The organism is Streptomyces flavovariabilis (assembly GCF_000725785.1).
Classification (GTDB): domain Bacteria; phylum Actinomycetota; class Actinomycetes; order Streptomycetales; family Streptomycetaceae; genus Streptomyces; species Streptomyces hawaiiensis.
The window spans coordinates 303072-327935 of record NZ_JNXD01000002.1 but is presented as its reverse complement, the minus strand read 5'-3'; the positions used below and the strand labels follow the sequence as shown (position 1 = coordinate 327935).

Below are 24864 nucleotides of genomic sequence, written 5' to 3'. Positions count from 1 at the left end.
ACCTGCACGGGGTGCGCCCCATCGGCGTTCTCCAAGACCGGCGTTACCAGGCCGTCTGGGCCTTGCCGTGCGTCTTGTCCTCGGAGGGCAGCAGGATCCACAGCGCGATGTACAGAAGGAACTGCGGGCCGGGCAGCAGGCACGAGACCAGGAAGATCACCCGCATCGTCGTCGCGGAGGTGCCGAAGCGCCGTGCCAGCGCGGCGCACACGCCGCCGATCATGCGGCCGTGGGTGGGGCGGGCGGGGCGGGACATGTGCGACTCCTTCGTGAGGGTGTGTGGGGCCTCTTCTCCGAGTACCCCATCTGCACTCCACGCTACGGAGACGAAGGGGGCAAAGCGTCGCTCCACGGGGCGATCCCGACCCTGGGAATCGTCGGGGTCCGACCCTGAGCCGGCTCCTCCGGGGGGAGGGGCGTATGAAGCAGGCCGGTGGTACGGCGGCGCAGCCAGGAGCGGCCCGCCGGGACCAGCGCGAGATGCGCGAGGGCCACGCCCGCGGTGTTGAGGAACAGCGAGTCGACGTCGACGACCTGGCCGGGCACGCCGGTCTGGAGCAGTTCGATGCCCCACGACAGCAGGGCGGCGGCCGAGACGGTGCGCAGCAGGGACGCCAGTGGAGAGACGGCCAGCCTGCCGCTCACCATCGGCAGCAGCACGCCCAGCGGGGCGAGCAGCGCCAGCTTCTCGCCGATGTGGCGGGCCGCCTCGGGCCAGCCCAGGGCGAGATCGGCCCGGACGCCGGCGAACGGCCGCAGATTGGCGGGCATCACCCAGGGCACGTCCAGCGGACGCAGCGTGAACCAGGCGACGAACGCGAGATGGGCGACGAGGAGGACACCTCCTGTCACACGGATGCGGAACGCGGCGCTGCCGCCGATGGAGCCTTGACGCTGCACGCCCCCCTAGACGCCCCTTCCGGCCGGATCGGTTCCGGGAGGGGGCCCGGTTGGCGTGTGAGGCATGCGCCACAGCCCGGGCGGGTCACTCCCCGGCCACGTCCTTCGACGGCGGTTCCTTGCTGCCCGGCCGCGCCCGCACCTCGTCGGTGCACTCGTAGCGGCGCGGAGCCTCCGCGCCGGGTCCGCCCAGGACCACCGATCCGTCGCCCTCGGCCGCAGCCGAGTCGGAGAAGGTGCAGACGACCTGTGCGAGGGCGTACGAGGTGAGACCGGCCGGTGCCGTGCTCAGCCGCAGCGTGTCCTCCGGGTCGCCGGGACGCGGCCCGCCGACGGTGATGCCGTCGCGGACGTCCGTGCTGTAGCCGGCTTCCTTCTCGGCGGCCGACGGCGGTGTGGCGAGCTGGTCCAGCAGGCCCTGCGCGACGAGCATGCGCCGCTCGGAGTCGGCCGCGCCGTCCGGGACCCGCACGGTCCGGTCGACGGTCACCAGCGAGGACCCGCACAGCAGGAACACCTGCACCGGCAGTCCCCGGGCCGCCTGCGTCGAGACGTCCGGCTCGGAGAGCGAGCACTGCACCCGCGAGGGCGCGGGCCCGAAGTTCGTCGGCACCTCCGTGGCCCGGATGCCGCAGCCGGCCAGCAGCACGGCGAGCGCCGGTACGGCCAGCAGACGAGACACGGCCGCGACACGTGCGGTCCTCATGCGTTCCCCTTCGAGTCCTCGCCCCGCGGCCGGTCGGTGCCGCCCTCGGGCGCCGGCTCGTCCTCGGCGGGCTGCTCCTCCGCGGGGGACGTGCCCCGCGGGAGCCGCAGGGTGAACACCGCGCCCGAGTCGGGCGAATTGGCCGCGGTGATCTCGCCGCCGTGGATGTGGGCGTTCTCCAGCGCGATCGACAGCCCCAGGCCGCTGCCCTCGGAACGCGGCCGGGAGGCGCTGGCCTTGTAGAAGCGGTCGAAGACGTGCGGCAGGACGTCCTCCGGAATGCCGGGCCCGTGGTCCTGCACCTCGATGACGATCGAGTCGTCCGCCTCCCGCACGGACACCCGCACCGGGGAGCCGCCGTGCTTGAGCGCGTTGCCGATGAGGTTGGCCAGGATGACGTCGAGGCGCCGCGGATCCAGGCGGGCGTGCAGGCCGCGCTCGGCGTCCAGCTCGACCGCGTCCAGCCAGGCGCGGGCGTCGATGCAGGCGGTGATCTGGTCGGCGAGGTCGACGTCGTCCAGGACGAGCCGGGCGGTGCCCGCGTCGAAGCGGGTGACCTCCATCAGGTTCTCGACCAGGTCGTTGAGCCGCCGCGTCTCGCTGACCACCAGCCGGACGGCGGGCTCGATCATCGGGTCCATGCTGCCGGTCTCCGCCTCCAGCTCCTCCTCGAGCACCTCCGTCACGGCGGTGATCGCGGTGAGCGGCGTCCGCAGCTCATGGCTCATGTCCGCCACGAACCGCCGGGACGCGTCGTCCCGCGAGGCCATGTCGGCGACCCGCTTCTCCAGTGCCTCGGCCGCGTTGTTGAACGTCCGGGACAGATCGGCCAGTTCATCGGTCCCCGACACCCGCAGCCGGGTGTCCAGCTTGCCCTCGCCGAGCCGCCGCGCGGCCGCCCCGAGCCGCTGCACCGGCTTCAGCACGGTCGTCGCCGCGGCCTGCGCGAGCAGCGCCGAGCCGATCAGCGCGAGCCCCGTGGCGATGCCCAGCGACCAGGCCAGCGAGTTGAGATCCTTGGCCTCCGGCTCCAGCGACTTGAGCATGTAACCGGTCGGGCCGCCGCCGATCACCCGCGTACCGGCCACCAGGTACGGCGTGTCGTGGTCGACTATCCGCTGCCAGTACAGGTGGTGCGGGTGCTTGTCGGCCCCGTCGAGCTTCTGCGTCTTGTTGACCGCCGTGCGCAGCGAGACCGGCACGTCGCGCAGCGAGAAGCCGTTCAGCCCGCCGGAGCTGCCGTAGACGGTCCTGCCCTCGGTGTCGCGGCCGACCAGCAGCACGCTGAAGCGCTGGTCGCTGCCCGCCATCTGGCCCGCTGTGTGCTGCAGCTCGTCCTGCGTCGGGCGTGCGGGCAGCGCGCCCGCCCGGTTCTGCATCTCCTGCTCGAAGTCGCGCAGCACGGCGTCCTGGGTGCGGGTCAGCACGGCCTCGCGATTGAGCCAGTACGCGATCGCGGACGCGGACACGGCGGCCGTCAGGGCCACCAGGCCGAAGACGACGACCAGTCGCAGCCGCAGGCTGGTGAAGCGCAGCCGCGACAGAACTCCCTTGCGCGCCCCGGTCCAGCCGCGGGCCCCCCCTTGGTGCGCCTGGGTCACTGAGGCGCGTCCAGCCGGTAACCGACACCCCGCACGGTACGGATCAGCGTCGGGGACGACGGCACGTCCTCGACCTTGGCGCGCAGCCGCTGGACGCAGGCGTCCACGAGCCGCGAGTCGCCCAGGTAGTCGTGCTCCCACACCAGCCGCAGCAGTTGCTGCCGGGACAGCGCCTGGCCCGGCCGCCGGCTCAGCTCCAGCAGCAGCCGCAGCTCGGTCGGCGTGAGCTGGAGGTCCTCGCCGTTCTTCGTCACCGTCATCGCCGAGCGGTCGATGACGAGGCTGCCGAAGCTCGCCGCGTCGTTCGACTCCCGCTCGCCGCGCCGCAGCACGGCCCGGATCCGGGCGTCGAGCACCCGCCCCTGCACCGGTTTGACGACATAGTCGTCGGCGCCGGACTCCAGCCCGACCACCACGTCGATGTCGTCGCTGCGCGCGGTCAGCAGGATGATCGGCAACTGGTCCGTGCGCCGGATGCGCCGGCACACCTCGAACCCGTCGATGCCGGGCAGCATCACGTCCAGCACGATCAGATCCGGCCGCTGCTCGCGCAAGAGCTTCAGACCGTCCTCACCGCTGGCAGCGGTCGCCACGCGGTGACCCTGGCGCGTCAGTGAGAGCTCCAGGGCCGTCCGGATGGCGTCGTCGTCCTCGATCAGCAACAGGGAAGGCACGCGCTCATTCTGGCCCATGGAGGGCTCGGGGTTCGACCGGTGGGGCCCACTCGGTGCGGCCGGTACCGCCGACGCGTGTGCAGGACCTGTGGTCGACCTGTGGCCGACCCCTGTGACAGGTCTGTGACAGTCGGCGGACACGGCCATGAAAGTGCCGCGGCAAGCTTCTCGGCACAGGCAAGAAAGCCCGCCCGACCGGCGGGCCGCACAACGGAAGTCCACGACGGGGGGCGCGAGATGAACACGCTGCACGGCATCAGCACCAGCGCAGTTGTCACGCGTCTGCACGACGTGCACCGGGGTTCCGAGAAGTCCGGTGCCGTGAGCGGGCGGGGGTGCGCTCGCGGCACCGGGCGTCAGCACACCGCCTACATGACGGTGGTTGACGCACCCACGGGGGAGATCAACAAGGGGTCCGCGGCGGCAGCCGCCGCGGGCACCGCCGGGGGAGCAGCGTACGGGGAGGGCTCGGGGGAGCGCCGTTCGCTGACGGAGGCGGAGTTCACCGCCTACGTCCGGGAGCGCCGCGCCTCCCTGTACGCAACCGCCTACCACCTCACCGGTGACCGCTTCGAGGCCGAGGACCTGCTGCAGAGCGCGCTGTTCTCGACCTACCGGGCGTGGGACCGGATCAGTGACAAGGCGGCGGTCGGCGGATACCTCCGCCGCACCATGACCAACCTGCACATCAGCGCCTGGCGGCGCCGCAAGCTCAACGAGTACCCGACCGAGGAACTGCCGGAGACGGCCGGCGACACGGACGCGATGCGCGGCACCGAGCTGCGCGCGGTCCTGTGGCAGGCGCTGGCCCGGCTGCCCGAACTCCAGCGCACCATGCTGGTCCTGCGCTACTACGAGGGCCGCACGGACCCGGAGATCGCGGAGATCCTCGACATCAGTGTCGGCACGGTGAAGTCCAGCATCTGGCGGTCGCTCCGCCGGCTGCGCGAGGACGAGGTCCTCAGCTTCGGCCGTGACGAGGAGGACGCCTTCGGCGAGCTCGTCGCCTGAAGGCCGGGGGGGAGCACCACAAGGGGGCCCACGGGGGAACTGGGGAGACGCTGGGGGGCGTCTCCACAGGGGAGTGGGGACCAGGGGGAGGACAACGGGGGAGCACAGGAGCGGGGCTGGAGGGCCGGGGGGTCCGTCCAGTCCCGCTTTCTCTGTGCCCTGACCGACTAGGCCGCCGTACGGAGGCCCGCGCACCGGCCGGCCACCGCTGCCGCGAGCCGGCCCATCGCCTCGTCGCGGTCGCAGGCGTACGCGCCGAGCGCCGTCTGGCGGGCCACGATCGTGCGCTCCTGGCGCATCAGGCGCCAGCCGCGGCGCAGCAGGAACGGCACCGACTTGCGGCCCTCCTTCAGATCCCGCAGGAAGCGGCGGCGGAAGGTCTTCACCGGGCCGCGGCTCAGGCACAGCGCGTCGGCGAGGACCCCGAGTTCACGGCAGCGCGTGACGATCTCCGCGGCGAAGATACCCTCCGCGATGAACAGCGGGGTCCGCCCGATGTCCACCGTCTCGCCGCCGGTGCGGGCACTGAGCGAGATGTCGTAGACGGGAACTTCCGTACGGCCCGTGCGGCACAGCCGGGTGATCGCGGCGACGGCCGTGTCCGCGTCCCAGGAGTCCGGGTGGTCCCAGTCGATGTCGGAGCTCTCCGCCACCAGGGGCAGGGTCGGGTCGTCGCCCTCCTTGTAGAAGTCGTCGAGCCGCAGCACCGGGAGGCCGGAGCGGGCCGCGAGAAGGGACTTGCCGGAGCCGGAAGGGCCGCAGAGCAGCACGACTCGCGTCGGTATGGGCAGTGGAGAACTCACGGGACACCAGTGTGAGGCATCCAGCGGGGGCCGTACGCCCCGCGGGTCGCCTTTGATGCGCGCGTCACACCTCAACTACCCTGTGCGTCGATTCGATTACCCAGTGCATCAGAAGGTGGCAGCGATGGCCCGGTATGACTCTCCCAAGAACCCGACCCTCCAGCGCGTCCTGGTCGTCCTCGCGACCGCGGGAGTGGCACTGGGAGCGGGCACGGCGACGGCCGCGGCGGCCACCGACTCGGTCCTGGACGTGGTCCACACGTCCCTCGGCGAAACCGACCCCCAGACCGGCCTGCAGGCCGCGACGGACACCGTGGGCCACGCCACCGGCGCGGCCGCGGGCCTCAAGCCAAACCCCTTGGCCGGCACGGGAGTCGACCCGCTCGACAACAGCGTCGGCACCGAGGTCGCCGACTTCAAGCCGATGACGTCCCGGGAGGTGACGGGGCCGGTGGCGCAGGCCCCGTCGATCGAGAGCATGCCGGTGGTGGGGAAGGTGGCGGGGCTGCTCGCACCGTAGGTCCTCTACGGCGACAGGCGCGCACGGGAGAAGTCCCGGCCCTCCCGGACGGAGGAGGGCCGGGACTTCCGCTGTGAGGGGCGCCTGCCTAGTACGAGGAACCCGACGCGCCCAGTGACCCCGTGGGGTGCCAGACCGTTTTGGTCTCCAGGAACGCCGTCAGGCGGTCGATGCCGGGCGTCTCCGAATAATCCACAGGCTGTGGACGGAGAACGCGCTTGAGGTTGTCGGCCGCCGCGATCTCCAGTTCCTTCGCGAGGACCTCGTCGGCGCCCGCGAGGTCGATCGCGTTGACGTCCTGGTGGGCGGCGAGCGGGGTCGCGATCTCCGCCGTGCGGCCCGAGAGGACGTTGACCACGCCGCCGGGGACGTCCGAGGTGGCCAGCACCTCGGCCAGGGACAGCGCGGGCAGCGGGGCCTTCTCGCTCGCCACCACGATCGCCGTGTTGCCGGTGGCGATCACCGGGGCGAGCACCGACACCAGGCCCAGGAAGGACGACTCCTGCGGCGCCAGGACCGCGACCACGCCCGTCGGCTCGGGGGAGGACAGGTTGAAGAACGGGCCCGCGACCGGGTTGCCGCCGCCCACCACCTGGGCGATCTTGTCGGTCCAGCCCGCGTACCAGACCCAGCGGTCGATCGTGGCGTCCACGACCGCCGCCGCCCTGGACTTCGACAGGCCCTCGGCGTCGGCCACCTCGCGGGTGAACTGCTCGCGGCGGCCCTCCAGCATCTCGGCGACCCGGTAGAGGACCTGGCCCCGGTTGTACGCCGTCGCCCCGGACCAGCCGCCGAACGCCTTGCGGGCCGCGACGACCGCGTCCCGGGCGTCCTTGCGGGAGGACAGGGGCGCGTTCGCCAGCCACTTGCCCTTTGAGTCCGTCACCTCGTACACCCGGCCGCTCTCGGAACGCGGGAACTTCCCGCCGACGTACAGCTTGTAGGTCTTCAGGACGTTGAGCCGATCAGACATCGAGGTACGCCTCCAGGCCGTGGCGGCCGCCCTCGCGGCCGAAGCCCGACTCCTTGTAACCGCCGAACGGCGACGTCGGGTCGAACTTGTTGAACGTGTTGGACCAGACGACACCCGCACGGAGCTTGTTCGCGACCGCGAGGATGCGGGAGCCCTTCTCCGTCCAGATGCCGGCGGACAGGCCGTACGGCGTGTTGTTGGCCTTGGCGACCGCCTCGTCCGGTGTGCGGAACGTCAGCACCGACAGGACCGGGCCGAAGATCTCGTCCCGGGCGACCGTGTGCGCCTGGGTGACGTTCGTGAACAGCGTCGGCGCGAACCAGTAGCCGCTCTCCGGCAGTTCGCACGCCGGAGACCAGCGCTCCGCGCCCTCCGCCTCGCCCTGCTCGACGAGCGAGGTGATACGCGTGAGCTGCTCCTCGGAGTTGATCGCGCCGATGTCCGTGTTCTTGTCCAGCGGATCGCCGAGACGCAGCGTGGACAGGCGGCGCTTCAGGGACTCCAGGAGCTCCTCCTGGATCGACTCCTGCACCAGCAGGCGGCTGCCGGCGCAGCAGACCTGGCCCTGGTTGAAGAAGATGCCGTTGACGATGCCCTCGACGGCCTGGTCGATCGGGGCGTCGTCGAACACGATGTTGGCGCCCTTGCCGCCCAGCTCCAGCGTGACCTTTTTGCGGGTCCCGGCGACCGTGCGGGCGATCTCCTTGCCCACGGCCGTGGAGCCGGTGAAGGCAACCTTGTTCACGTCCGGGTGGGCGATCAGCGCCGCGCCCGCGTCGCCGTAGCCCGGGAGGATGTTGACGACGCCCTTGGGCAGGCCCGCCTGGCGGCAGATGTCCGCGAAGAACAGCGCCGAGAGGGGAGTGGTCTCGGCCGGCTTCAGCACGACCGTGTTGCCGGTCGCCAGCGCCGGGGCGATCTTCCACGCCAGCATCAGGAGGGGGAAGTTCCAGGGGATGACCTGTCCGGCCACGCCGAGCGGCTTCGGGTCGGCGCCGAAGCCGGCGTGGTCGAGCTTGTCGGCCCAGCCCGCGTAGTAGAAGAAGTGCGCGGCGACCAGGGGGAGGTCCGCGTCGCGCGTCTCCTTGATCGGCTTGCCGTTGTCCAGGGTCTCCAGGACGGCCAGCTCCCGGCTGCGCTCCTGGATGATCCGCGCGATGCGGAACAGGTACTTGGCGCGCTCCGCGCCCGGCAGCGCCGACCACTTCTCGAAGGCCCGGCGCGCGGCCTTCACCGCACGGTCGACGTCCTCGGAACCGGCCTGGGCGATCTCGGAGAGGACTTCCTCGGTCGCGGGCGAGACGGTCTTGAAGACCCGGCCCTCGGCCGCCTCCGTGAACTCGCCGTCGATGAACAGGCCGTAGGAGGGCGCGATGTCGACGATCGCGCGCGACTCGGGGGCCGGGGCGTATTCGAATACGGGTGCCATGGTGATCAGTCCACCGTCACGTAGTCGGGACCGGAGTAGCGGCCGGTGGCCAGCTTCTGGCGCTGCATCAGCAGGTCGTTCAGCAGCGAGGAGGCGCCGAAGCGGAACCAGTGGTTGTCCAGCCAGTCCTCGCCCGCCGTCTCGTTGACCAGCACGAGGAACTTGATGGCGTCCTTGGAGGTGCGGATGCCGCCGGCCGGCTTCACACCGACCTGGATGCCGGTCTGCGCCCGGAAGTCACGCACTGCCTCCAGCATGAGCAGCGTGTTCGCCGGGGTCGCGTTGACCGCGACCTTTCCGGTGGAGGTCTTGATGAAGTCCGCGCCCGCCAGCATCCCGAGCCAGCTCGCGCGCCGGATGTTGTCGTACGTCGAGAGCTCGCCCGTCTCGAAGATGACCTTCAGGCGCGCCGAGGTGCCGCAGGCCTCCTTCACGGCGGTGATCTCGTCGTACACCTTCAGGTATCGGCCCGCCAGGAACGCCCCGCGGTCGATGACCATGTCGATCTCGTCGGCACCGGCGGCGATCGCGTCGCGCACGTCGGCCAGCTTGACGTCGAGCGCGGCGCGGCCGGCCGGGAACGCCGTGGCGACCGAGGCGACCTTCACGCCACTGCCGGCGACGGCCTCCTTGGCCACGGCCACCATGTCGGGGTAGACGCAGACCGCGGCCGTGCCGGGGGTCGTACGGTCGGTCGGGTCGGGCCGGACCGCCTTCGCGCCGAGCGCCCGGACCTTGCCCGGGGTGTCCGCGCCTTCCAGCGTCGTCAGGTCGACCATCGAGATGGCGAGGTCGATGGCGTACGCCTTCGCGGTCGCCTTGATCGAACGGGTGCCGAGGGAGGCCGCACGGCCCTCCAGTCCGACCGCGTCGACGCCGGGGAGCCCGTGAAGGAAGCGGCGCAGCGCGCTGTCGGACGCGGCGACGTCCTTGAGGGGGTGAGCTGCGGTGAGTGCAGAACTGGGCATGGTCACCAGACGAGCATATCTACGCGCGTAGCGGCTGTACAGCCCTCCGAATGTCCTGGAGCCGATCCGGCGACTGCCGGCGACTGCCCTTGGGCGGATGCGGGACGTGCGGACGGGTCCGGCAGAATCGAGACATGACGAGCCCCGAATCCCAGTCACCGGCGCCGCAGCCTCCGGAGCCCGAGTCGAAGGACCGGGTGTACCGGTCGGCCCCGGCCATCGCCGGTGGCGTGCTGCTCCTCGCCATCGCCGGGTGGCTCGGCATCGACGCGGCGATCACCGGAGAGGGGCGCACGCCGTGGCTCGCGCTCGCCGTGCTGCTCCTGGTCGTCCCGCTGGTCACCGCCTTCACACTCCGGCCGGCCGTGTACGCCGGCGACGACCGGCTGCGGATCCGCAACCCCTTCCGCGTCGTCGTCGTGCCCTGGGGACAGGTCGCCTCGCTGCGCTCCTCCTACTCGAACGAGGTCCTCACCGAGTCCGGCGCGAAGTACCAGCTGTGGGCCGTGCCGGTCTCGCTGCGCGCCCGCAAGAAGGCCGCCCGGCGCGAGATGCGGGCGACGGCGCAGGCCCGGCGGGAAATGGGGCGGGAAGAGACCCGCGGCAGCGCCCTCGGGATGACCGCCGGGCTGGGGCAGGGCCTGAGCCACGAGCCCGTGTCGGACGGGCCCGCGCGGGCGGAGACCGACCGCATCATGGACGAGCTGCGTGGGCTGCACGAGGCACGGCACCAGGCGGAGTCGGCCCGGGGCGAGGTGACCGTGCGGTGGGCCTACGAGGTGCTGGCGCCGACGGCCGCGGGGGCGGTACTGGTGCTGATCCTGCTGGCGGTGGGCTGACCGCCGGGCCGGCGGGTCCGCCGCGAAAAGCGGTGGAACCGGCGCGCTCCACGAAGTCGGGCTCGGGGCGAGCACCCGTGCCACCGCGCGGAGCACGACGTCCTGCGCGTGGCCTTCAGGCCCGAGAGGGGCCTCACGTACGACGTTGCCGTGCGGCCCGCCATCGCCTTCCGCTTGCTGGACTCCCGGGAGGCCGAGGATGGCCACCTGGGAGCAGCGCGGGTACGGCTGCAAGAACCTCAGGTCCCCGCCGACGACCTCTCCCGGGCGCCTCTCGGCAAGCCGCAGCGGCGGGAGGCCGCCCGGAAGAGCACCTGGGTCATCGGCAGGGGGCGGTGCCGCGGGGCACCGCCCTCAGATGCCCGCCTCAGATGCCCGCCGCCGTCGACAGGTCGCGCTTGATCGACTCCAGGGCCTCCGTCGCCTTCGCCCGGGCCGCCGGAAGGTCCTTGTGGGACCCGACCGGGACCACGACCTCCAGGTAGCACTTCAGCTTCGGCTCGGTGCCGCTCGGGCGGACGATCACCCGGGCGCCGTCGAGGGTGTAGCGCAGACCGTCCGTGGGCGGGAGTCCGGCCGTGCCCTTGGTGAGGTCGTCGGTACGGATGACCGGCAGGCCGGCCAGCTCCGTCGGGGGCTGTTCGCGCAGGCGGCGCATCGCGGCGGCGATGAGGGAGAGGTCCTCGACGCGGACCGAGAGCTGGTCCGTCGCGTGCAGTCCGTGCTCCACCGCCAGGTCGTCCAGCAGGTCGAGGAGCGTGCGGCCCTCCTCCTTGAGCTGTGAGGCCAGCTCCGTGATCAGCAGCGCGGCCGTGATGCCGTCCTTGTCGCGCACGCCGTCGGGGTCCACGCAGTAGCCGAGGGCCTCCTCGTAGCCGTAGCGCAGGCCCTCGGCGCGGGCGATCCACTTGAAGCCGGTGAGGGTCTCGACGTGCGGAAGGCCCGCCTTCTCGGCGATACGGCCGAGGAGGGACGACGAGACGATCGACTCCGCGAACGTGCCGGTCGCTCCGCGGCGGACCAGGTGGGCGGCGAGCAGGGCGCCGACCTCGTCGCCGCGCAGCATGCGCCACTCGGCGCCTTCCTGTACGGCGACGGCACAGCGGTCCGCGTCCGGGTCGTTGGCGATGATCAGGTCCGGGGCGGACGCGGCGGCGCGTGCCGTGGCGAAGGCCAGGTCCATCGCGCCGGGTTCCTCCGGGTTGGGGAACGCGACGGTCGGGAACTCCGGGTCGGGGTCGGCCTGCTCCGCGACCAGGACCGGTTCCGGGAAGCCGGCGCGGGCGAAGGCGGCCAGGAGGACGTCCTTGCCGACGCCGTGCATCGCCGTGTACACCGTGCGGGCGGTGCGGGGGGAGCCCTCGGACAGTACGGCGTCCGTGCGCGCGAGGTAGGCGTCGAGGACGCTGTCGTCGAGGGTGTCCCAGCCTTCGGTGGGGCGCCGGACGGTGGTGAGGGACGGGACGGCGGCGATCTCCGCCGCGATGTCGACGTCCGCCGGGGGGACGATCTGGGAGCCGTCGCCGAGGTAGACCTTGTAGCCGTTGTCGCGGGGCGGGTTGTGGCTGGCGGTGACCTCCACGCCCGCGACCGCGCCGAGGTGCCTTATCGCGAAGGCGAGCACGGGGGTCGGCAGGGGGCGGGGGAGGACGGCGGCGCGCAGGCCGGCGCCGGTCATGACGGCGGCGGTGTCCTGGGCGAAGTCGTGGGACTTGTGGCGGGCGTCGTAGCCGATGACGACGAGGCCGTCGCCGTGGCCCTGCTTCCTGAGGTACGCGGCGAGGCCGGCGGCGGCGCGGATGACGACCGAGCGGTTCATGCGCATGGGGCCGGCGCCGAGTTCTCCGCGGAGGCCGGCGGTGCCGAACTGGAGGGTGCCGCCGAACCGGGCGGCGAGTTCGGTGTGGTCCCGGGCGTCGATGAGGCGGGCGAGCTCGGTGCGGGTTTCCGGGTCGGGGTCATCGGTGAGCCACGCCTGGGCCTGTGCGATGAGTTCGTCGTGCACGGTGTGGTGTCAGCCTCTCCGGTGTGGTGTGGGTGTGCCTGCGGCGGCCTGCGCGGGGTGGTGGGGGTGCGCGTTCTTGCCCGCCGCCGGTCTTGGGTCGGGGCCGCGCCGGGGGGTGTCCGTCCTCGGAACGGCGCGATGGGGTTGCGTACCGACTAACCCCCCGTTGACGCGCCAACCGCTGCGGGCGGACACCCCCCGACATGTCCCCTTCTCGCCGTACGCGGGGGCGGGAGCGCGCCGCGGCGGCTGCCTTCTCGCGCAGGCGACTGCAACCCCCTAGGGGCGCGGGGAACTGCGCGACCAGCCACCACGGGCCCGCAGGCGCCGGACGACCTGCAGAAGCGTCCCTTAGAGGCGGCCCAGGGCCTGAGCCAGCAGGGAGCCCATGCGGGTGGCGCTGTCGCGGCCCGCCTGGAGGACCTCTTCGTGGTTCAGGGGTTCGCCCGTCATGCCCGCGGCGAGGTTGGTGACGAGGGAGATGCCCAGGACCTCGGCGCCGGCCTCGCGCGCGGCGATCGCCTCGAGGACCGTAGACATGCCCACCAGGTCCGCGCCGATGACACGGGCCATGCGGATCTCGGCCGGAGTCTCGTAGTGCGGGCCGGGGAACTGGGCGTAGACGCCCTCCTCCAGGGTGGCGTCGACCTCCTTGCACAGGGCCCGCAGCCGCGGCGAGTACAGGTCGGTCAGGTCGACGAAGTTCGCGCCGATGATGGGGGAGGTGGCGGTGAGGTTGATGTGGTCGCTGATGAGGACCGGCTGGCCGGGGCGCATGCCCTCGCGCAGGCCGCCGCAGCCGTTGGTGAGGACGATCGTCTTGCAGCCGGCCGAGACCGCGGTGCGGACGCCGTGGGCGACCGCGGCCACCCCGCGGCCCTCGTAGTAGTGCGTACGGCCCAGGAAGACCAGCGCCCGCTTGTTGCCGATCCGGTACGAGCGGATCTTGCCTCCGTGGCCCTCCACCGCCGGCGGCGGGAAACCGGGGAGCTCGGTGACCTGGAACTCGGCCTCGGGTGCGCCCAGGGCGTCCACGGCCGGAGCCCAGCCGGAGCCCATCACGAGGGCGACGTCGTGGGTCTCGGCGCCTGTGAGTTCGCGCAGGCGGGCCGCGGCGGCGTCGGCGGCCGCGTGGGGGTCGCCCTGGATGTCGTCCGGAAGAAGAGATGCGTTCACGCCGATGAGGGTAGCCGGTGAAAGCCTACGCGCGTAGATGGCAGAGCTCACGGGGTGGCGATCGTTGTCTTGTCGTTTCCGACGAGGCGGCTCGCGCGGGCGGCCGTCAGCAGGGGCGCTTGCGGAGCTCCATCACGTAGTCGTGGGGGGCGCCGGCCGACTCGGCCGCGTCGGCGATCTCACCCAGGTAGCGGGCGGAGGGCAGGCCGCCCTCGTACGCGTTCAGGGTGAAGGCCCAGGCGGATTCCTCGCCGTCCAGGGTGTGGACCCGTACGCGCGTACGACGGTAGATGTCGAGGCCCACGCCCTCCCAGCGGTCGAGCGACTCCTCGTCCATCGGGGCGATGTCGTACAGCGAGACGAAGACCTGGGAGAGCGGGTCCTCCACGATCGTCGGCAGCGCGCCCTCCCAGCCCATGTGCTCGCCGCCGAAGGTCAGCCGCCAGCCGTTCAGCCAGCCGGTGGCGCGCAGCGGCGAGTGCGGGGCGCGGCGGGACATCAGCCGCGCGTCGAGGTTGCCGGCGTACGCGGCGTAGAGCGACATGGGGAGAGGGTACGGCAGGCGGCCCCGGCGTCACTGTCGTAACAACAGGCGCATCGGCGGGCCCCGGGGCGGTGGCACCTCGAGCGGTGCGGGACAATGGAGTACGTGACTCGGATCGTGATCATCGGTGGCGGACCCGGCGGATACGAAGCGGCGCTGGTGGCCGCTCAACTCGGCGCGGAGGTGACCGTCGTCGATTGCGACGGTCTGGGCGGGGCGTCGGTGCTCACCGACTGCGTGCCGTCGAAGACTCTGATCGCCACGGCCGAGGTGATGACCACCTTCGACTCCTCCTACGAGGAGCTGGGGATCATCGTCGCCGACGACACCCCGCCCATGGAGCAGGCCGCCCGGGTGGTGGGTGTCGACCTGGGCAAGGTCAACCGGCGTGTGAAGCGGCTCGCGCTCGCCCAGTCGCACGACATCACCGCCTCCGTGACGCGTGCCGGGGCGCGTGTCATGCGGGGGCGCGGACGTCTGGAGGGCATGCAGGCGCTCGACGGGTCGCGCAAGGTCGTGGTGCGCACCGCCGACGGGAGTGAAGAGACGCTTACGGCTGACGCCGTGCTCATCGCCACCGGCGGGCACCCCCGTGAGCTGCCCGACGCCCTGCCGGACGGCGAGCGGATCCTGAACTGGACCCAGGTGTACGACCTCGACGAGCTCCCGGAGGAGCTCATCGTGGTCGGGTCGGGTGTGACCGGTGCCGAGTTCGCCGGGGCCTACCAGGCGCTCGGGTCGCGGGTGACGCTCGTGTCGTCGCGGGACCGCGTGCTGCCGGGCGAGGACCCGGACGCGGCCGCCGTGCTGGAGGACGTCTTCCGGCGGCGCGGCATGAACGTCATGGGGCGTTCCCGCGCGCAGTCGGCCAAACGGGTCGGGGACCGGGTCGAGGTGACCCTGGCCGACGGGCGGGTCATCACCGGCTCGCACTGCCTCATGGCCGTCGGCGCCGTGCCCAACAGCGCGGGCATGGGGCTGGAGGACGCCGGCGTCCGGCTGCGCGAGTCCGGCCACATCTGGACGGACAAGGTCTCGCGTACGACCGCGCCGGGCGTGTACGCGGCCGGTGACGTGACCGGCGTGTTCGCCCTTGCCTCCGTGGCCGCCATGCAGGGCCGCATCGCCATGTACCACTTCCTGGGCGACGCCGTGACCCCGCTGAACCTGAAGACGGTCTCGTCGAACGTCTTCACCGACCCGGAGATCGCCACCGTCGGCTACACGCAGGCCGACGTCGACGGCGGGAAGATCGACGCCCGGTCCGTGAAGCTGCCGCTGCTGCGCAATCCCCGCGCGAAGATGCAGGGCATCCGCGACGGCTTCGTCAAGATCTTCTGCCGGCCGGGCACGGGCATCGTGGTGGGCGGTGTCGTCGTGGCGCCGCGCGCCTCGGAACTGATCCACCCCATCTCGATCGCGGTCGACAACAATCTGACAGTCGAACAGATCGCGAACGCCTTCACCGTCTATCCCTCCCTGTCGGGCTCGATCGCCGAGGTGGCACGGCAGTTGCACACCCGTAAGGAGAACGGCGACGGCTGAGGCCGAAACCGACTCCTCGCTGGTCACGGGGAGTGTTCGACCATTCGTACGGCATAGGCGGCGGGACTAGGCCTTATACCACTTCCCGCTGCACTGTGCGAACATCTTCTGCTATTCAGCGCAAACTGCTGAAAGCAGACGGTCGCTGGCGTTACTGTCAGTTTCGTGTTCGCTGCAGAACGTCGCCAATTGATCCTCGAAATGGTGCGAGCGAACGGGGCCGTGTCGCTCCGTGAGCTCGCCCGCGTCGTCCAGACCTCCGAAGTGACCGTACGGCGGGACGTGCGCGCGCTGGAGGCAGAAGGACTCCTCGACCGCCGGCACGGCGGTGCGGTACTGCCGGGCGGTTTCACGCGGGAGTCCGGCTTTCCGCAGAAGTCTCATCTCGCGACCGCCGAGAAGACCGCCATCGCCGACCTCGCCGCGAACTTCGTGGAAGAGGGGGAGGCGATCGTGGTCGGGGCGGGTACGACGACCCAGGAGCTGGCCCGCCGGCTCGCCCGGGTGCCCGGGCTGACCGTCGTCACCAACTCCCTCCTCGTCGCCCAGGCGTTGGCGCATGCCAACCGGGTCGAGGTCGTGATGACCGGCGGTACGCTCCGCGGTTCGAACTACGCGCTGGTCGGCAGCGGGGCCGAACAGTCCCTGCACGGGCTGCGGGTGTCGCGGGCGTTCCTGTCCGGGAGCGGGCTGACCGCCGAGCGCGGGCTGTCCACGTCCAACATGCTGTCGGCATCCGTCGACCGGGCGTTGGTGCAGGCCGCGGCGGAGGTGGTCGTGCTCGCCGACCACACCAAGCTCGGCACCGACACCATGTTCCAGACCGTGCCGACGGATCTCATCACGCGCCTCGTCACGGACGAGCCGCCCGCCCACGACGACCGTGCCGCCACGGAACTCCAGGCGCTTGCCGACCAGGGCGTGCAGATCGCCGTGGCCGGGGGGCAAGGGGGTTCGGCGGGGTCGGGCGCGGGGGGCCCCGGGGGTGATGCCGTCCCGGGTCGTCAGCAGCGCCGGGATGTGCCGCTGCCCGGGCCTCGGCGGCAGGTGCCGGGGGCTGGGGGGCAGTTGAGGTCTGCCTCTGCCTCGATGCTGGGTGAGCAGAGTCCCGGGGCGGAGCGGGCGCGGGTGGCTGATCTGCGGCGGCGTTGACGCCTACGGTGGGCTGAGCCGCGGTTGCTGTTCAGGCCCCCGGCGTTGTCGCTGAGGCCTGGTGGGTCCGCAGCCCGGCGGACCGGGGTGCCGCCTGCGCCCACCCGTGCCGCCCCAGGCGGCACGCATGCCCGCAGGCTACGGGGACCGGGGTGCCGCCTGCGCCCACCCGTGCGGCTGTCCTTGGCGGCACGGTTGCCCGCAGCTCGGGCGACCCGCACCCGCCGGACGACGCAAGGGGACGTGTCGGGGGGTGTCTGCCCGCAGCGGTTGGCGCGTCGACGGACGGTCAGTCGGCGTCCGACCCCATCGCGCCGTTCCGAGGACGGACACCCCCCGGCGCGGCCCCGCCCCCCGAGGGGTGGGTCTGCCGCGCCAGGGGGGGGGAACGTCAGTCCTTGATCTCGCAGATCGCCGCGCCCGACGTCACCGACGCGCCGATCTCGGCCGACAGGCCCTTGATCGTGCCCGACCGGTGGGCGTTCAGCGGCTGCTCCATCTTCATGGCCTCCAGGACGACGACCAGGTCGCCCTCCTTGACCTCCTGGCCCTCCTCGACGGCGACCTTGACGATGGTGCCCTGCATCGGGGAGGCCAGGGTGTCGCCGGAGGCCACCGGGCCCGACTTCTTCGCCGCGCGGCGCTTCGGCTTGGCGCCCGCCGCGAGACCCGTACGGGCCAGCGACATGCCCAGCGACGACGGCAGCGAGACCTCGAGACGCTTGCCGCCGACCTCGACGACGACCGTCTCGCGGCCCGGGTCCTCGTCCGCGTCCACATCGGCCGGCGCGGCGAACGGCTTGATCTCGTTGACGAACTCCGTCTCGATCCAGCGGGTGTGCACCGTGAACGGGTCGGACGAGTCCGTGAGCTCCGGCGCGAACGCCGGGTCCTTCACCACCGCACGGTGGAAGGGGATCGCCGTCGCCATGCCCTCGACCTGGAACTCCTCCAGCGCGCGGGCGGCCCGCTGCAGCGCCTCCTTGCGCGTACGGCCGGTGACGATCAGCTTGGCCAGCAGGGAGTCCCACGCCGGGCCGATGACCGAGCCGGACTCCACCCCCGCGTCCAGACGCACACCCGGGCCGGACGGCGGGGCGAACGTCGTGACCGTGCCGGGTGCCGGGAGGAAGTTGCGGCCCGGGTCCTCGCCGTTGATGCGGAACTCGAAGGAGTGGCCGCGCAGCTCCGGGTCGCCGTAGCCGAGCTCCTCGCCGTCGGCGATGCGGAACATCTCGCGCACGAGGTCGATGCCGGCGACCTCCTCGGTGACCGGGTGCTCCACCTGGAGACGCGTGTTGACCTCCAGGAAGGAGATCGTGCCGTCGAGGCCGACGAGGAACTCGACCGTGCCGGCGCCGACGTAGCCGGCCTCCTTAAGGATCGCCTTGGAGGCGGAGTACAGCTCCGCCACCTGCGCCTCGGACAGGAAGGGCGCGGGGGCCTCCTCCACCAGCTTCTGGTGCCGGCGCTGGAGGGAGCAGTCACGGGTGGAGACGACGACCACGTTGCCGTGGGTGTCGGCCAGGCACTGGGTCTCCACGTGCCGCGGCTTGTCCAGGTACCGCTCGACGAAGCACTCGCCCCGGCCGAACGCGGCGACGGCCTCACGGACCGCCGAGTCGTACAGCTCCGGCACCTCTTCGAGGGTGCGGGCGACCTTCAGACCCCGACCGCCACCACCGAAGGCGGCCTTGATCGCGATCGGCAGGCCGTGCTCCTCGGCGAACGCGACGACCTCGTCCGCACCGGACACCGGGTCGGGCGTACCGGCCACCAGCGGGGCACCCGCGCGCTGCGCGATGTGCCGGGCGGCGACCTTGTCACCGAGGTCCCGGATCGCCTGCGGCGGCGGGCCGATCCAGATCAGGCCCGCGTCCAGGACCGCCTGCGCGAACTCGGCATTCTCGGAGAGGAAGCCGTAGCCGGGGTGGATCGCGTCCGCGCCCGACTCGCGGGCGGCCTTCAGCACCTTCTCGATGTCGAGGTAGCTGGTGCCCGGGGTGTCACCGCCCAGGGCGAACGCCTCATCCGCGGCGCGGACATGCAGAGCGTCCCGGTCCGGGTCCGCGTAGACGGCCACGCTCGCGATACCGGCATCCCGGCAGGCCCGGGCCACGCGGACAGCGATTTCGCCACGGTTGGCGATGAGCACCTTGCGCACGATTGAGGCTCCCTCCTTGAAACAAGCCGAGTTTAGGGACTGCCGACACGGCACTACGACCCGTCCCCAGTGGTGAGCTTGCCCACACGGAGCGTGATGCGTGGCCGCTCAACCCGCGAAATCCCTTGTCGCACCGCGGTACGCAGTACTCCTCCGGGAAACCCTAGCCCTCTCCTGTGGTCAAGGTCTCTGTCATCACGTGCTGCGGGCCACTCGGTTTCTTTGTGGAGTCCCTACGAATGGCCCAATGATTCTTTGCCCGCGGTCGAACCCTTGTCCCGCGGTTTACCGGTTAGTAGCGTTCGCGATGTCTCATAACGGAAGAGGGTGGGCCCGGTGATACGCAGGCCGGTGGCGTGGGTCGTGGCGGTGGTGCTGTTCGCCGAGGCGTTCGGCGTCGCGGTGCTCAACTGGTTCCTGGGGGTCGTCGTCGACCGGCAGGACATGTCGCTGGCAGGGCTGGACCCGCACATGATGTCGGTGTCGTCGAAGATCGGCGGGATCGCCTTCGGCCTCTACTTCGCCCTGTGCGGCCTGGTCGCCCTGCTCGTGGCGCTGCGGGACCGGCCCCCGGCGGGCTTCGGACGCGTACTGCTGATCAGTGCGGCGGTCGTGCACGGGGTGCTGGGCGCGGTCACCTGGGGCCTGGTCGGCTGGCCCGCGTTCCTGTTCATGGTGCTGGTCCTCGCCGTGATCGTGCTGCTGCTGATGACGTACGACCGTCCGGCGGAGCCCGCCGACGCCGCGCCCGGGGGCGGGAAGAGCGGCGACGGGTCCCCGGTCACTTCTCCGCCGGCGCCCACAACTCCGTGATGCCCACGCCCAGTTCGGCCAGCAACCGGCGGACCAGGGGCAGGCTGATGCCGATGACGTTGCCGTGGTCGCCGTCGATGCCGTCGATGAACGGGGCCGAGCGGCCGTCCAGCGTGAACGCCCCGGCGACGTAGAGGGGTTCGCCCGAGGCGACGTAGGCGGCGACCTCCTCGTCGGTGGGCTCGCCGAAGTGGACGACCGTGGAGGCGGTGGCGGAGACGTAGCGGCCGGTGAGCGTGTCGTAGACGCAGTGGCCGGTCTGCAGGGTGCCGGCGCGGCCGCGCATCGACTTCCAGCGGGCGGTGGCCTCCTCGGCGTCCGCCGGCTTGCCGAGGGCCCGGCCGTCCAGGTCGAGCACCGAGTCGCAGCCGATCACGAGCGCGCCCTTGGCCTCCGGCCGGGCCGCCACGACGGAGGCCTTCGCCTCGGCGAGGGCGAGCGCCAGCTCGGCGGGGGTGGGGGCGGTGACGGCGTCCTCGTCGACGCCGCTCACGATGACCTCGGGGGCGAGGCCGGCCTGGCGGAGCAGTCCGAGCCGGGCGGGGGACTGGGAGGCGAGGACGAGTCGCCTGCGGCGCTGAGCAGTCATGCCCGTCAGGTTAGTCACCCGGGCGAGGCGGACTCACCTCACTCCGATCACGATCATCGCGAGCACCATCGCCAGGGCCAGGAGAACGCTCAGCCGCCGCAGCATGTCCTGCGTGTCACGCAGTTCTTCGGGCGGTTCGTTCTCGGGGTCGGACCACAGCATGCCTTCCATGGTCGGACGGGGGGTGGGCCGACGCCTGAGTACGCGTACTCAACTTGTCAGGCCCACCCCCACAGGTCACCCCGGCCAGTAGGTACGGCCCCATGCCGCCGGCCCCGGCTGGGGCAGGCGGTGGGCCGCGATACGGGACGGGTCGGACCAGGAGTCGCGGGTGGCCGGCGCGCCGGGCGGCGTTGCCGCCGCCGCCGCGGCGCGCGCCCTGACCACCGCCAGGGCGGCGGCCAGCTCCTCCGGGGTCGGGTTGCCCCGTACGACTTTGATCGTCATGTGGGCCTCCTGGGGGCTCGCGGGGGCTAGAGGGGGATGTTGCCGTGCTTCTTCGGAGGCAGGGATTCCCGCTTCGTACGCAGTTGACGCAGCCCCCGTACGACGTGCCGGCGGGTCTCGGACGGCATGATCACGGCGTCGACGTAGCCGCGCTCGGCTGCGACGTAGGGGTTGAGGAGGGCGTCCTCGTACTCCTGGATCAGCCGGGCCCGCACCGCCTCCAGGTCCTCACCGCCCGCCTCGGCCTCCGCGATGGTGCGGCGGTGCAGGATGTTGACCGCGCCCTGGGCGCCCATGACGGCGATCTGGGCGGTGGGCCAGGCGAGGTTCAGGTCGGCGCCCAGGTGCTTGGAGCCCATGACGTCGTAGGCGCCGCCGAAGGCCTTGCGCGTGATGATCGTGATGAGCGGGACGGTCGCCTCGGCGTAGGCGTAGATCAGCTTGGCGCCGCGGCGGATGATGCCGTCGTGCTCCTGGTCGACGCCGGGCAGGAAGCCGGGGACGTCGACGAACGTGATGACCGGGACGTTGAAGGCGTCGCAGGTCCGCACGAAGCGGGCGGCCTTCTCGCTGGCCTTGATGTCCAGGCAGCCGGCGAACTGCATCGGCTGGTTGGCGACGATGCCGACCGGGCGGCCCTCGACCCGGCCGAAGCCGGTGACGATGTTCGGCGCGTACAGCGGCTGCGTCTCGAAGAACTCGGCGTCGTCGAGGACGTGCTCGATCACCGTGTGCATGTCGTACGGCTGGTTCGCGCTGTCCGGGACGATCACGTCCAGCTCGCGGTCCTCGTCCCCGACCTCGAGGTCGGCCTCCTCCGGGAAGGCCGGCGCCTCGGAGAGGTTGTTGGACGGCAGGTACGACAGCAGCTGCTTGATGTACTCGATGGCGTCCTTCTCGTCGCCCGCCATGTGGTGGGCGACTCCGGAGGTCGCGTTGTGGGTCCTGGCGCCGCCCAGCTCCTCGAAGCCGACGTCCTCACCGGTGACGGTCTTGATGACGTCGGGGCCGGTGATGAACATGTGCGAGGTCTGGTCGACCATGACCGTGAAGTCGGTGATGGCCGGGGAGTAGACCGCGCCGCCCGCACACGGGCCGACGACCAGGCTGATCTGCGGGATCACGCCGGAGGCGTGGGTGTTGCGGCGGAAGATCTCGCCGTACGCGCCCAGCGAGGCCACACCCTCCTGGATGCGGGCGCCACCGGAGTCGTTGATCCCGATGACCGGGCAGCCGGTCTTCAGGGCGAAGTCCATGACCTTGACGATCTTCTGGCCGTAGACCTCGCCGAGGGCGCCGCCGAAGACGGTGAAGTCCTGGGAGAACACGGCGACCGGGCGGCCGTCGACGGTGCCGTACCCGGTGACGACCCCGTCGCCGTAGGGGCGGTTCTTGTCGAGGCCGAAGTTGGTGGAGCGGTGCCGGGCGAATTCGTCGAGCTCGACGAAGGAGCCCTCGTCGAGCAGGAGCTCGATCCGCTCACGGGCCGTCAGCTTGCCCTTGGCGTGCTGCTTCTCGACGGCACGAGCGGAGCCGGCGTGTGTCGCTTCCTCGATGCGTCGCTGCAGATCCGCGAGCTTGCCCGCGGTCGTGTGAATGTCGGGCTGCTGCTGCTCTTCCGGCTCGGACATCGGGATGCGGCTCCCTGCCTGCTCAAAAGGGGGGACGGTTACTCATCCGTAGAGTAGTGGGGTGCCTCCGCATCGGCAGTGCGGCGTTTACCACACCTAGGGTGGCTTGCATGACGCCGCGAGATGCATCAGAGCCGAACGGAAGCCGGTGGTCGGACCTGGACCGTCCGCCCCTCAACATCACCGCCCTGCGCCGGGGGCTGGTGCGGCAGGGCGGGCTGTGGTCGGAGGTGGAGGTGGTGCAGCGCACCGGCTCCACGAACTCCGATCTGGTGGCCCGGGCGGCGAAGGGCGAGGCGACCGAGGGCGCGGTGCTGGTCGCCGAGGAGCAGACGGCCGGCCGCGGCCGCCTCGACCGCCAGTGGACGGCACCGCCCCGCTCAGGCCTCTTCTTCTCCGTCCTGCTCACTCCGGGCGAGGTGCCGGTGGCGCGGTGGGGCTGGCTGCCGCTGCTCACGGGGGTCGCGGTGGCGACGGGCCTGTCGCGGGCGGCGGGCGTGGACACGGCCCTGAAGTGGCCGAACGACCTGCTGGTCACGGTGGGGGGAGCGGAACGCAAGGCCGGCGGGATCCTGGCCGAGCGGGCCGGCGACGACGGGGTCGTCATCGGGGTCGGCATCAATGTCTCCCTCAGGGAGGACGAGCTGCCCGTGCCGACGGCGGGTTCGCTGGGACTGGCCGGGGCGGTGAGCACGGACCGGGATCCGCTGCTGCGGGGGGTGCTGCGCTCGCTGGAGGACTGGTACGGCAAGTGGCGCGCCGCCGGGGGCGACCCGGGCGTGTGCGGGTTGCACGAGGCATATGCGGCAGGCTGCGCGACGCTCGGCCGTGTGGTCCGGGCGGAGCTGCCGGGGGACCGGGCCGTGGTGGGAGAGGCGGTGGCCGTGGACGGCGACGGACGCCTGGTGCTGGCCACCGGGGAGGGCGTGCAGGAGCCTGTCGGCGCCGGGGACATCGTCCACTTGCGGCCCGCCTGACAGGTGCTCGGCGTGGGGCGGGGGGTTGCGCAACCCGGCGGCCTTCGCAGCGCCGGTGGGCACCATCAGCCCGTCCGGCGATCGAGGACGAGGCCGTTCGGGCCGATCGGGGGTCCAGGGGGCGGAGACACCTGGGGACGGTGGGGCAACGCCGGGTGCCTCGGACACGCCGGGTACCTCACCTCACCCTCCTGCTGAACCTAACGGAGTGAGCTGGCGCACACCTGCCGTAGAGTTGAGGCCGGTCGATACATGACCGTGACAGATCGGAAGGGCAACACGCGTGACCGTCGACGACTCGGGTTCCGGCGAGGACGCGCAGGGCGCCGACTCCGGCGAGGATCCGCTCGCCCTGCGCCTCGAAGGGCTCATCCTGGGCGCCGAGCGCCGCTACACCCCGTTTCAGGCGGCCCGCAGCGCCGGTGTCTCCATGGAGCTGGCCTCCCGCTTCTGGCGGGCCATGGGCTTCGCCGACATCGGCCAGGCCAAGGCCCTCACGGAGGCCGACGTGCTCGCACTGCGGCGCCTCGCCGGCCTCGTCGAGGCGGGGCTGCTGAGCGAGGCGATGGCCGTGCAGGTGGCCCGGTCCACCGGGCAGACCACCGCGCGGCTCGCCGAGTGGCAGATCGACTCCTTCCTGGAGGGCCTGACCGAGCCGCCCGAGCCGGGCATGACGCGCACCGAGGTGACGTATCCGATCGTCGAGCTGCTCCTGCCCGAGCTGGAGGAGTTCCTGGTCTACGTCTGGCGTCGGCAGCTCGCCGCCTCGGCCGGACGGGTCGTGCAGGCGGCCGACGACGAGGAGATGGTCGACCGGCGCCTCGCCGTCGGCTTCGCCGACCTGGTCGGGTTCACGCGGCTCACCCGCCGCATGGAGGAGGAGGAGCTCGGCGAACTGGTCGAGGCCTTCGAGACCACGGCCGCCGACCTGGTGGCCGCGAACGGCGGGCGGTTGATCAAGACCCTCGGCGACGAGGTGCTCTATGCCGCCGACGACGCGGGCACGGCCGCCGAGATCGCCCTGCGGCTGATCGAGACCATGGCGCATGACGAGACGATGCCGGAGCTGCGCGTCGGCATGGCCTTCGGCACGGTGACCACCCGTATGGGTGATGTGTTCGGTACGACGGTAAACCTGGCCTCCCGGCTCACCTCGATAGCTCCGAAGGACGCCGTCCTGGTCGACACCGCCTTCGCCGAGGAACTGATCCGTACGCAGGACGCACCGGCCTCGGAGGCGGAGGCGGCCGACGAGGCCGCGGCGGCGGAGAAGGAGGGCGAGGAGCCCCCGGTGTACCGGTTCGGGCTGCAGCCGATGTGGCAGCGGCCGGTGCGTGGGCTGGGCGTCGTGGAGCCGTGGCTGCTCACGCGGCGGGACGGCGCGCCGTAACCGGCCC

Annotated in this window: 26 protein-coding genes; 9 read left to right on the top strand and 17 right to left on the bottom strand. The window is 71.8% G+C overall.

Features of this window, described 5'->3' with window-relative positions; translation table 11 throughout:
• Window positions 1-43 precede the first annotated feature (43 nt).
• From IO24_RS0106515 to afsQ1, 5 genes are all read right to left on the bottom strand, one after another.
• Window positions 44-256 (bottom strand): PspC domain-containing protein, encoded by a 213-nt coding sequence (locus tag IO24_RS0106515; RefSeq protein ID WP_031132820.1) that lies wholly within the window; start codon window positions 254-256, stop codon window positions 44-46.
• A gap of 62 nt (window positions 257-318) precedes the next feature.
• Window positions 319-900 (bottom strand): VanZ family protein, encoded by a 582-nt coding sequence (locus IO24_RS0106510; protein WP_031132818.1) that lies wholly within the window; start codon window positions 898-900, stop codon window positions 319-321.
• Between the two features lie 85 nt (window positions 901-985).
• Window positions 986-1606: a hypothetical protein gene (locus IO24_RS0106505; protein WP_031132816.1), complete on the bottom strand. Its 621-nt coding sequence runs from the start codon at window positions 1604-1606 to the stop codon at window positions 986-988.
• Complete coding sequence (locus IO24_RS0106500) at window positions 1603-3207, bottom strand: sensor histidine kinase (protein WP_031132814.1); 1605 nt, start codon at window positions 3205-3207, stop codon at window positions 1603-1605. Before IO24_RS0106500 ends, IO24_RS0106505 begins: the two co-directional genes overlap by 4 nt.
• Window positions 3204-3881, bottom strand: coding sequence for a two-component system response regulator AfsQ1 (afsQ1, locus tag IO24_RS0106495; protein WP_053675520.1), 678 nt, complete (start codon window positions 3879-3881; stop codon window positions 3204-3206). The genes IO24_RS0106500 and afsQ1 overlap by 4 nt, the downstream gene beginning before the upstream one ends.
• Window positions 3882-4118: 237 nt before the next feature.
• On the opposite strand from afsQ1, the gene IO24_RS0106490 reads away from it, so the two are divergent.
• Entirely contained in the window at window positions 4119-4892 is a 774-nt protein-coding gene (locus IO24_RS0106490; protein ID WP_031132810.1) for a SigE family RNA polymerase sigma factor, read from the top strand.
• 167 nt (window positions 4893-5059) lie between these two features.
• Here the strand turns inward: IO24_RS0106490 and IO24_RS0106485 are convergent, their stop codons facing one another.
• Complete coding sequence (locus IO24_RS0106485) at window positions 5060-5695, bottom strand: uridine kinase family protein (protein ID WP_234335151.1); 636 nt, start codon at window positions 5693-5695, stop codon at window positions 5060-5062.
• A 124-nt stretch (window positions 5696-5819) separates the two neighbouring features.
• Here IO24_RS0106485 and IO24_RS0106480 point away from each other — a divergent pair, with 124 nt between their 5' ends.
• Window positions 5820-6215, top strand: coding sequence for a hypothetical protein (locus IO24_RS0106480; RefSeq protein WP_031132806.1), 396 nt, complete (start codon window positions 5820-5822; stop codon window positions 6213-6215).
• An 88-nt stretch (window positions 6216-6303) separates the two neighbouring features.
• Here the strand turns inward: IO24_RS0106480 and IO24_RS0106475 are convergent, their stop codons facing one another.
• Genes IO24_RS0106475 through deoC form a run of 3 tightly spaced genes read right to left on the bottom strand, consistent with a single transcriptional unit; the run spans window position 6304 to window position 9585 of the window.
• Entirely contained in the window at window positions 6304-7188 is an 885-nt protein-coding gene (locus IO24_RS0106475; RefSeq protein WP_031132805.1) for an aldehyde dehydrogenase family protein, read from the bottom strand.
• Window positions 7181-8617: an aldehyde dehydrogenase family protein gene (locus IO24_RS0106470; protein WP_031132803.1), complete on the bottom strand. Its 1437-nt coding sequence runs from the start codon at window positions 8615-8617 to the stop codon at window positions 7181-7183. The genes IO24_RS0106475 and IO24_RS0106470 overlap by 8 nt, the downstream gene beginning before the upstream one ends.
• A 5-nt stretch (window positions 8618-8622) precedes the next feature.
• The gene (gene deoC, locus IO24_RS0106465; RefSeq protein WP_031132801.1) at window positions 8623-9585 is read right to left on the bottom strand and encodes a deoxyribose-phosphate aldolase; all 963 of its coding nucleotides are present in this window, start codon (window positions 9583-9585) and stop codon (window positions 8623-8625) included.
• A 134-nt stretch (window positions 9586-9719) separates the two neighbouring features.
• Here deoC and IO24_RS0106460 point away from each other — a divergent pair, with 134 nt between their 5' ends.
• Together IO24_RS0106460 and IO24_RS47325 are read left to right on the top strand one after the other, a co-directional pair.
• A complete protein-coding gene (locus IO24_RS0106460; protein ID WP_031132794.1) occupies window positions 9720-10424 on the top strand; it encodes a PH domain-containing protein in 705 nt (234 codons plus the stop codon).
• A gap of 108 nt (window positions 10425-10532) precedes the next feature.
• Entirely contained in the window at window positions 10533-10826 is a 294-nt protein-coding gene (locus IO24_RS47325) for a hypothetical protein (protein WP_420823200.1), read from the top strand.
• On the opposite strand, the gene IO24_RS0106455 is transcribed toward IO24_RS47325, so the two are convergent.
• From IO24_RS0106455 to IO24_RS0106445, 3 genes are all read right to left on the bottom strand, one after another.
• On the bottom strand, window positions 10792-12429 hold the full coding sequence (locus tag IO24_RS0106455; RefSeq protein ID WP_031132792.1) for a phospho-sugar mutase: 1638 nt from the start codon (window positions 12427-12429) through the stop codon (window positions 10792-10794). The genes IO24_RS47325 and IO24_RS0106455 overlap by 35 nt on opposite strands.
• 351 nt (window positions 12430-12780) lie before the next feature.
• Window positions 12781-13605, bottom strand: a complete 825-nt coding sequence (locus IO24_RS0106450) for a purine-nucleoside phosphorylase (protein WP_031132790.1) — start codon at window positions 13603-13605, stop codon at window positions 12781-12783.
• A gap of 106 nt (window positions 13606-13711) precedes the next feature.
• The gene (locus IO24_RS0106445) at window positions 13712-14149 is read right to left on the bottom strand and encodes a gamma-glutamylcyclotransferase family protein (protein WP_031132788.1); all 438 of its coding nucleotides are present in this window, start codon (window positions 14147-14149) and stop codon (window positions 13712-13714) included.
• A gap of 96 nt (window positions 14150-14245) precedes the next feature.
• Between IO24_RS0106445 and IO24_RS0106440 the strand changes: the two genes are divergently transcribed.
• Window positions 14246-15694: an NAD(P)H-quinone dehydrogenase gene (locus tag IO24_RS0106440; protein WP_031132786.1), complete on the top strand. Its 1449-nt coding sequence runs from the start codon at window positions 14246-14248 to the stop codon at window positions 15692-15694.
• A 165-nt stretch (window positions 15695-15859) separates the two neighbouring features.
• The gene (locus tag IO24_RS0106435) at window positions 15860-16846 is read left to right on the top strand and encodes a DeoR/GlpR family DNA-binding transcription regulator (protein WP_078898880.1); all 987 of its coding nucleotides are present in this window, start codon (window positions 15860-15862) and stop codon (window positions 16844-16846) included.
• Between the two features lie 391 nt (window positions 16847-17237).
• On the opposite strand, the gene IO24_RS0106430 is transcribed toward IO24_RS0106435, so the two are convergent.
• Entirely contained in the window at window positions 17238-19010 is a 1773-nt protein-coding gene (locus IO24_RS0106430) for an acetyl/propionyl/methylcrotonyl-CoA carboxylase subunit alpha (protein WP_031132783.1), read from the bottom strand.
• Window positions 19011-19346: 336 nt separating this feature from the next.
• On the opposite strand from IO24_RS0106430, the gene IO24_RS0106425 reads away from it, so the two are divergent.
• Entirely contained in the window at window positions 19347-19823 is a 477-nt protein-coding gene (locus tag IO24_RS0106425; protein ID WP_037667498.1) for a hypothetical protein, read from the top strand.
• Here the strand turns inward: IO24_RS0106425 and IO24_RS0106420 are convergent.
• The 4 genes from IO24_RS0106420 to IO24_RS0106405 all read right to left on the bottom strand — a co-directional run bounded on the left by IO24_RS0106420 (window position 19792) and on the right by IO24_RS0106405 (window position 22490).
• Window positions 19792-20412, bottom strand: coding sequence for a Maf family protein (locus IO24_RS0106420; RefSeq protein WP_031132779.1), 621 nt, complete (start codon window positions 20410-20412; stop codon window positions 19792-19794). The two genes, IO24_RS0106425 and IO24_RS0106420, sit on opposite strands and share 32 nt — an antisense overlap.
• Window positions 20413-20445: 33 nt before the next feature.
• Window positions 20446-20574, bottom strand: a complete 129-nt coding sequence (mmpB, locus tag IO24_RS47100; RefSeq protein ID WP_107062905.1) for a morphogenic membrane protein MmpB — start codon at window positions 20572-20574, stop codon at window positions 20446-20448.
• A 75-nt stretch (window positions 20575-20649) separates the two neighbouring features.
• Window positions 20650-20859, bottom strand: coding sequence for an acyl-CoA carboxylase epsilon subunit (locus IO24_RS0106410; protein WP_031132777.1), 210 nt, complete (start codon window positions 20857-20859; stop codon window positions 20650-20652).
• A 26-nt stretch (window positions 20860-20885) separates the two neighbouring features.
• Window positions 20886-22490 (bottom strand): acyl-CoA carboxylase subunit beta, encoded by a 1605-nt coding sequence (locus IO24_RS0106405; protein ID WP_031132775.1) that lies wholly within the window; start codon window positions 22488-22490, stop codon window positions 20886-20888.
• A gap of 110 nt (window positions 22491-22600) precedes the next feature.
• On the opposite strand from IO24_RS0106405, the gene IO24_RS0106400 reads away from it, so the two are divergent.
• Together IO24_RS0106400 and IO24_RS0106395 are read left to right on the top strand one after the other, a co-directional pair.
• On the top strand, window positions 22601-23467 hold the full coding sequence (locus tag IO24_RS0106400) for a biotin--[acetyl-CoA-carboxylase] ligase (protein ID WP_031132773.1): 867 nt from the start codon (window positions 22601-22603) through the stop codon (window positions 23465-23467).
• A 283-nt stretch (window positions 23468-23750) separates the two neighbouring features.
• Window positions 23751-24857, top strand: a complete 1107-nt coding sequence (locus tag IO24_RS0106395) for an adenylate/guanylate cyclase domain-containing protein (protein WP_031132771.1) — start codon at window positions 23751-23753, stop codon at window positions 24855-24857.
• Window positions 24858-24864: the final 7 nt, after the last annotated feature.

What these genes read in the sequence shown, in the direction of transcription:
- IO24_RS0106505 (WP_031132816.1), bottom strand. Translation starts at nt 1,606, where the DNA reads ATGAGGACCGCACGTGTCGCGGCCGTGTCTCGTCTGCTGGCCGTACCG.
- deoC (WP_031132801.1), bottom strand. Translation starts at nt 9,585, where the DNA reads ATGCCCAGTTCTGCACTCACCGCAGCTCACCCCCTCAAGGACGTCGCC.
- IO24_RS0106460 (WP_031132794.1), top strand. Translation starts at nt 9,720, where the DNA reads ATGACGAGCCCCGAATCCCAGTCACCGGCGCCGCAGCCTCCGGAGCCC.
- IO24_RS0106470 (WP_031132803.1), bottom strand. Translation starts at nt 8,617, where the DNA reads ATGGCACCCGTATTCGAATACGCCCCGGCCCCCGAGTCGCGCGCGATC.
- IO24_RS0106405 (WP_031132775.1), bottom strand. Translation starts at nt 22,490, where the DNA reads ATGTCCGAGCCGGAAGAGCAGCAGCAGCCCGACATTCACACGACCGCG.
- IO24_RS0106400 (WP_031132773.1), top strand. Translation starts at nt 22,601, where the DNA reads ATGACGCCGCGAGATGCATCAGAGCCGAACGGAAGCCGGTGGTCGGAC.
- IO24_RS0106445 (WP_031132788.1), bottom strand. Translation starts at nt 14,149, where the DNA reads ATGTCGCTCTACGCCGCGTACGCCGGCAACCTCGACGCGCGGCTGATG.
- IO24_RS0106420 (WP_031132779.1), bottom strand. Translation starts at nt 20,412, where the DNA reads ATGACTGCTCAGCGCCGCAGGCGACTCGTCCTCGCCTCCCAGTCCCCC.
- IO24_RS0106515 (WP_031132820.1), bottom strand. Translation starts at nt 256, where the DNA reads ATGTCCCGCCCCGCCCGCCCCACCCACGGCCGCATGATCGGCGGCGTG.
- IO24_RS0106410 (WP_031132777.1), bottom strand. Translation starts at nt 20,859, where the DNA reads ATGACGATCAAAGTCGTACGGGGCAACCCGACCCCGGAGGAGCTGGCC.
- IO24_RS0106440 (WP_031132786.1), top strand. Translation starts at nt 14,246, where the DNA reads ATGGAGTACGTGACTCGGATCGTGATCATCGGTGGCGGACCCGGCGGA.
- mmpB (WP_107062905.1), bottom strand. Translation starts at nt 20,574, where the DNA reads ATGCTGTGGTCCGACCCCGAGAACGAACCGCCCGAAGAACTGCGTGAC.
- IO24_RS0106480 (WP_031132806.1), top strand. Translation starts at nt 5,820, where the DNA reads ATGGCCCGGTATGACTCTCCCAAGAACCCGACCCTCCAGCGCGTCCTG.
- IO24_RS0106490 (WP_031132810.1), top strand. Translation starts at nt 4,119, where the DNA reads ATGAACACGCTGCACGGCATCAGCACCAGCGCAGTTGTCACGCGTCTG.
- IO24_RS0106475 (WP_031132805.1), bottom strand. Translation starts at nt 7,188, where the DNA reads ATGTCTGATCGGCTCAACGTCCTGAAGACCTACAAGCTGTACGTCGGC.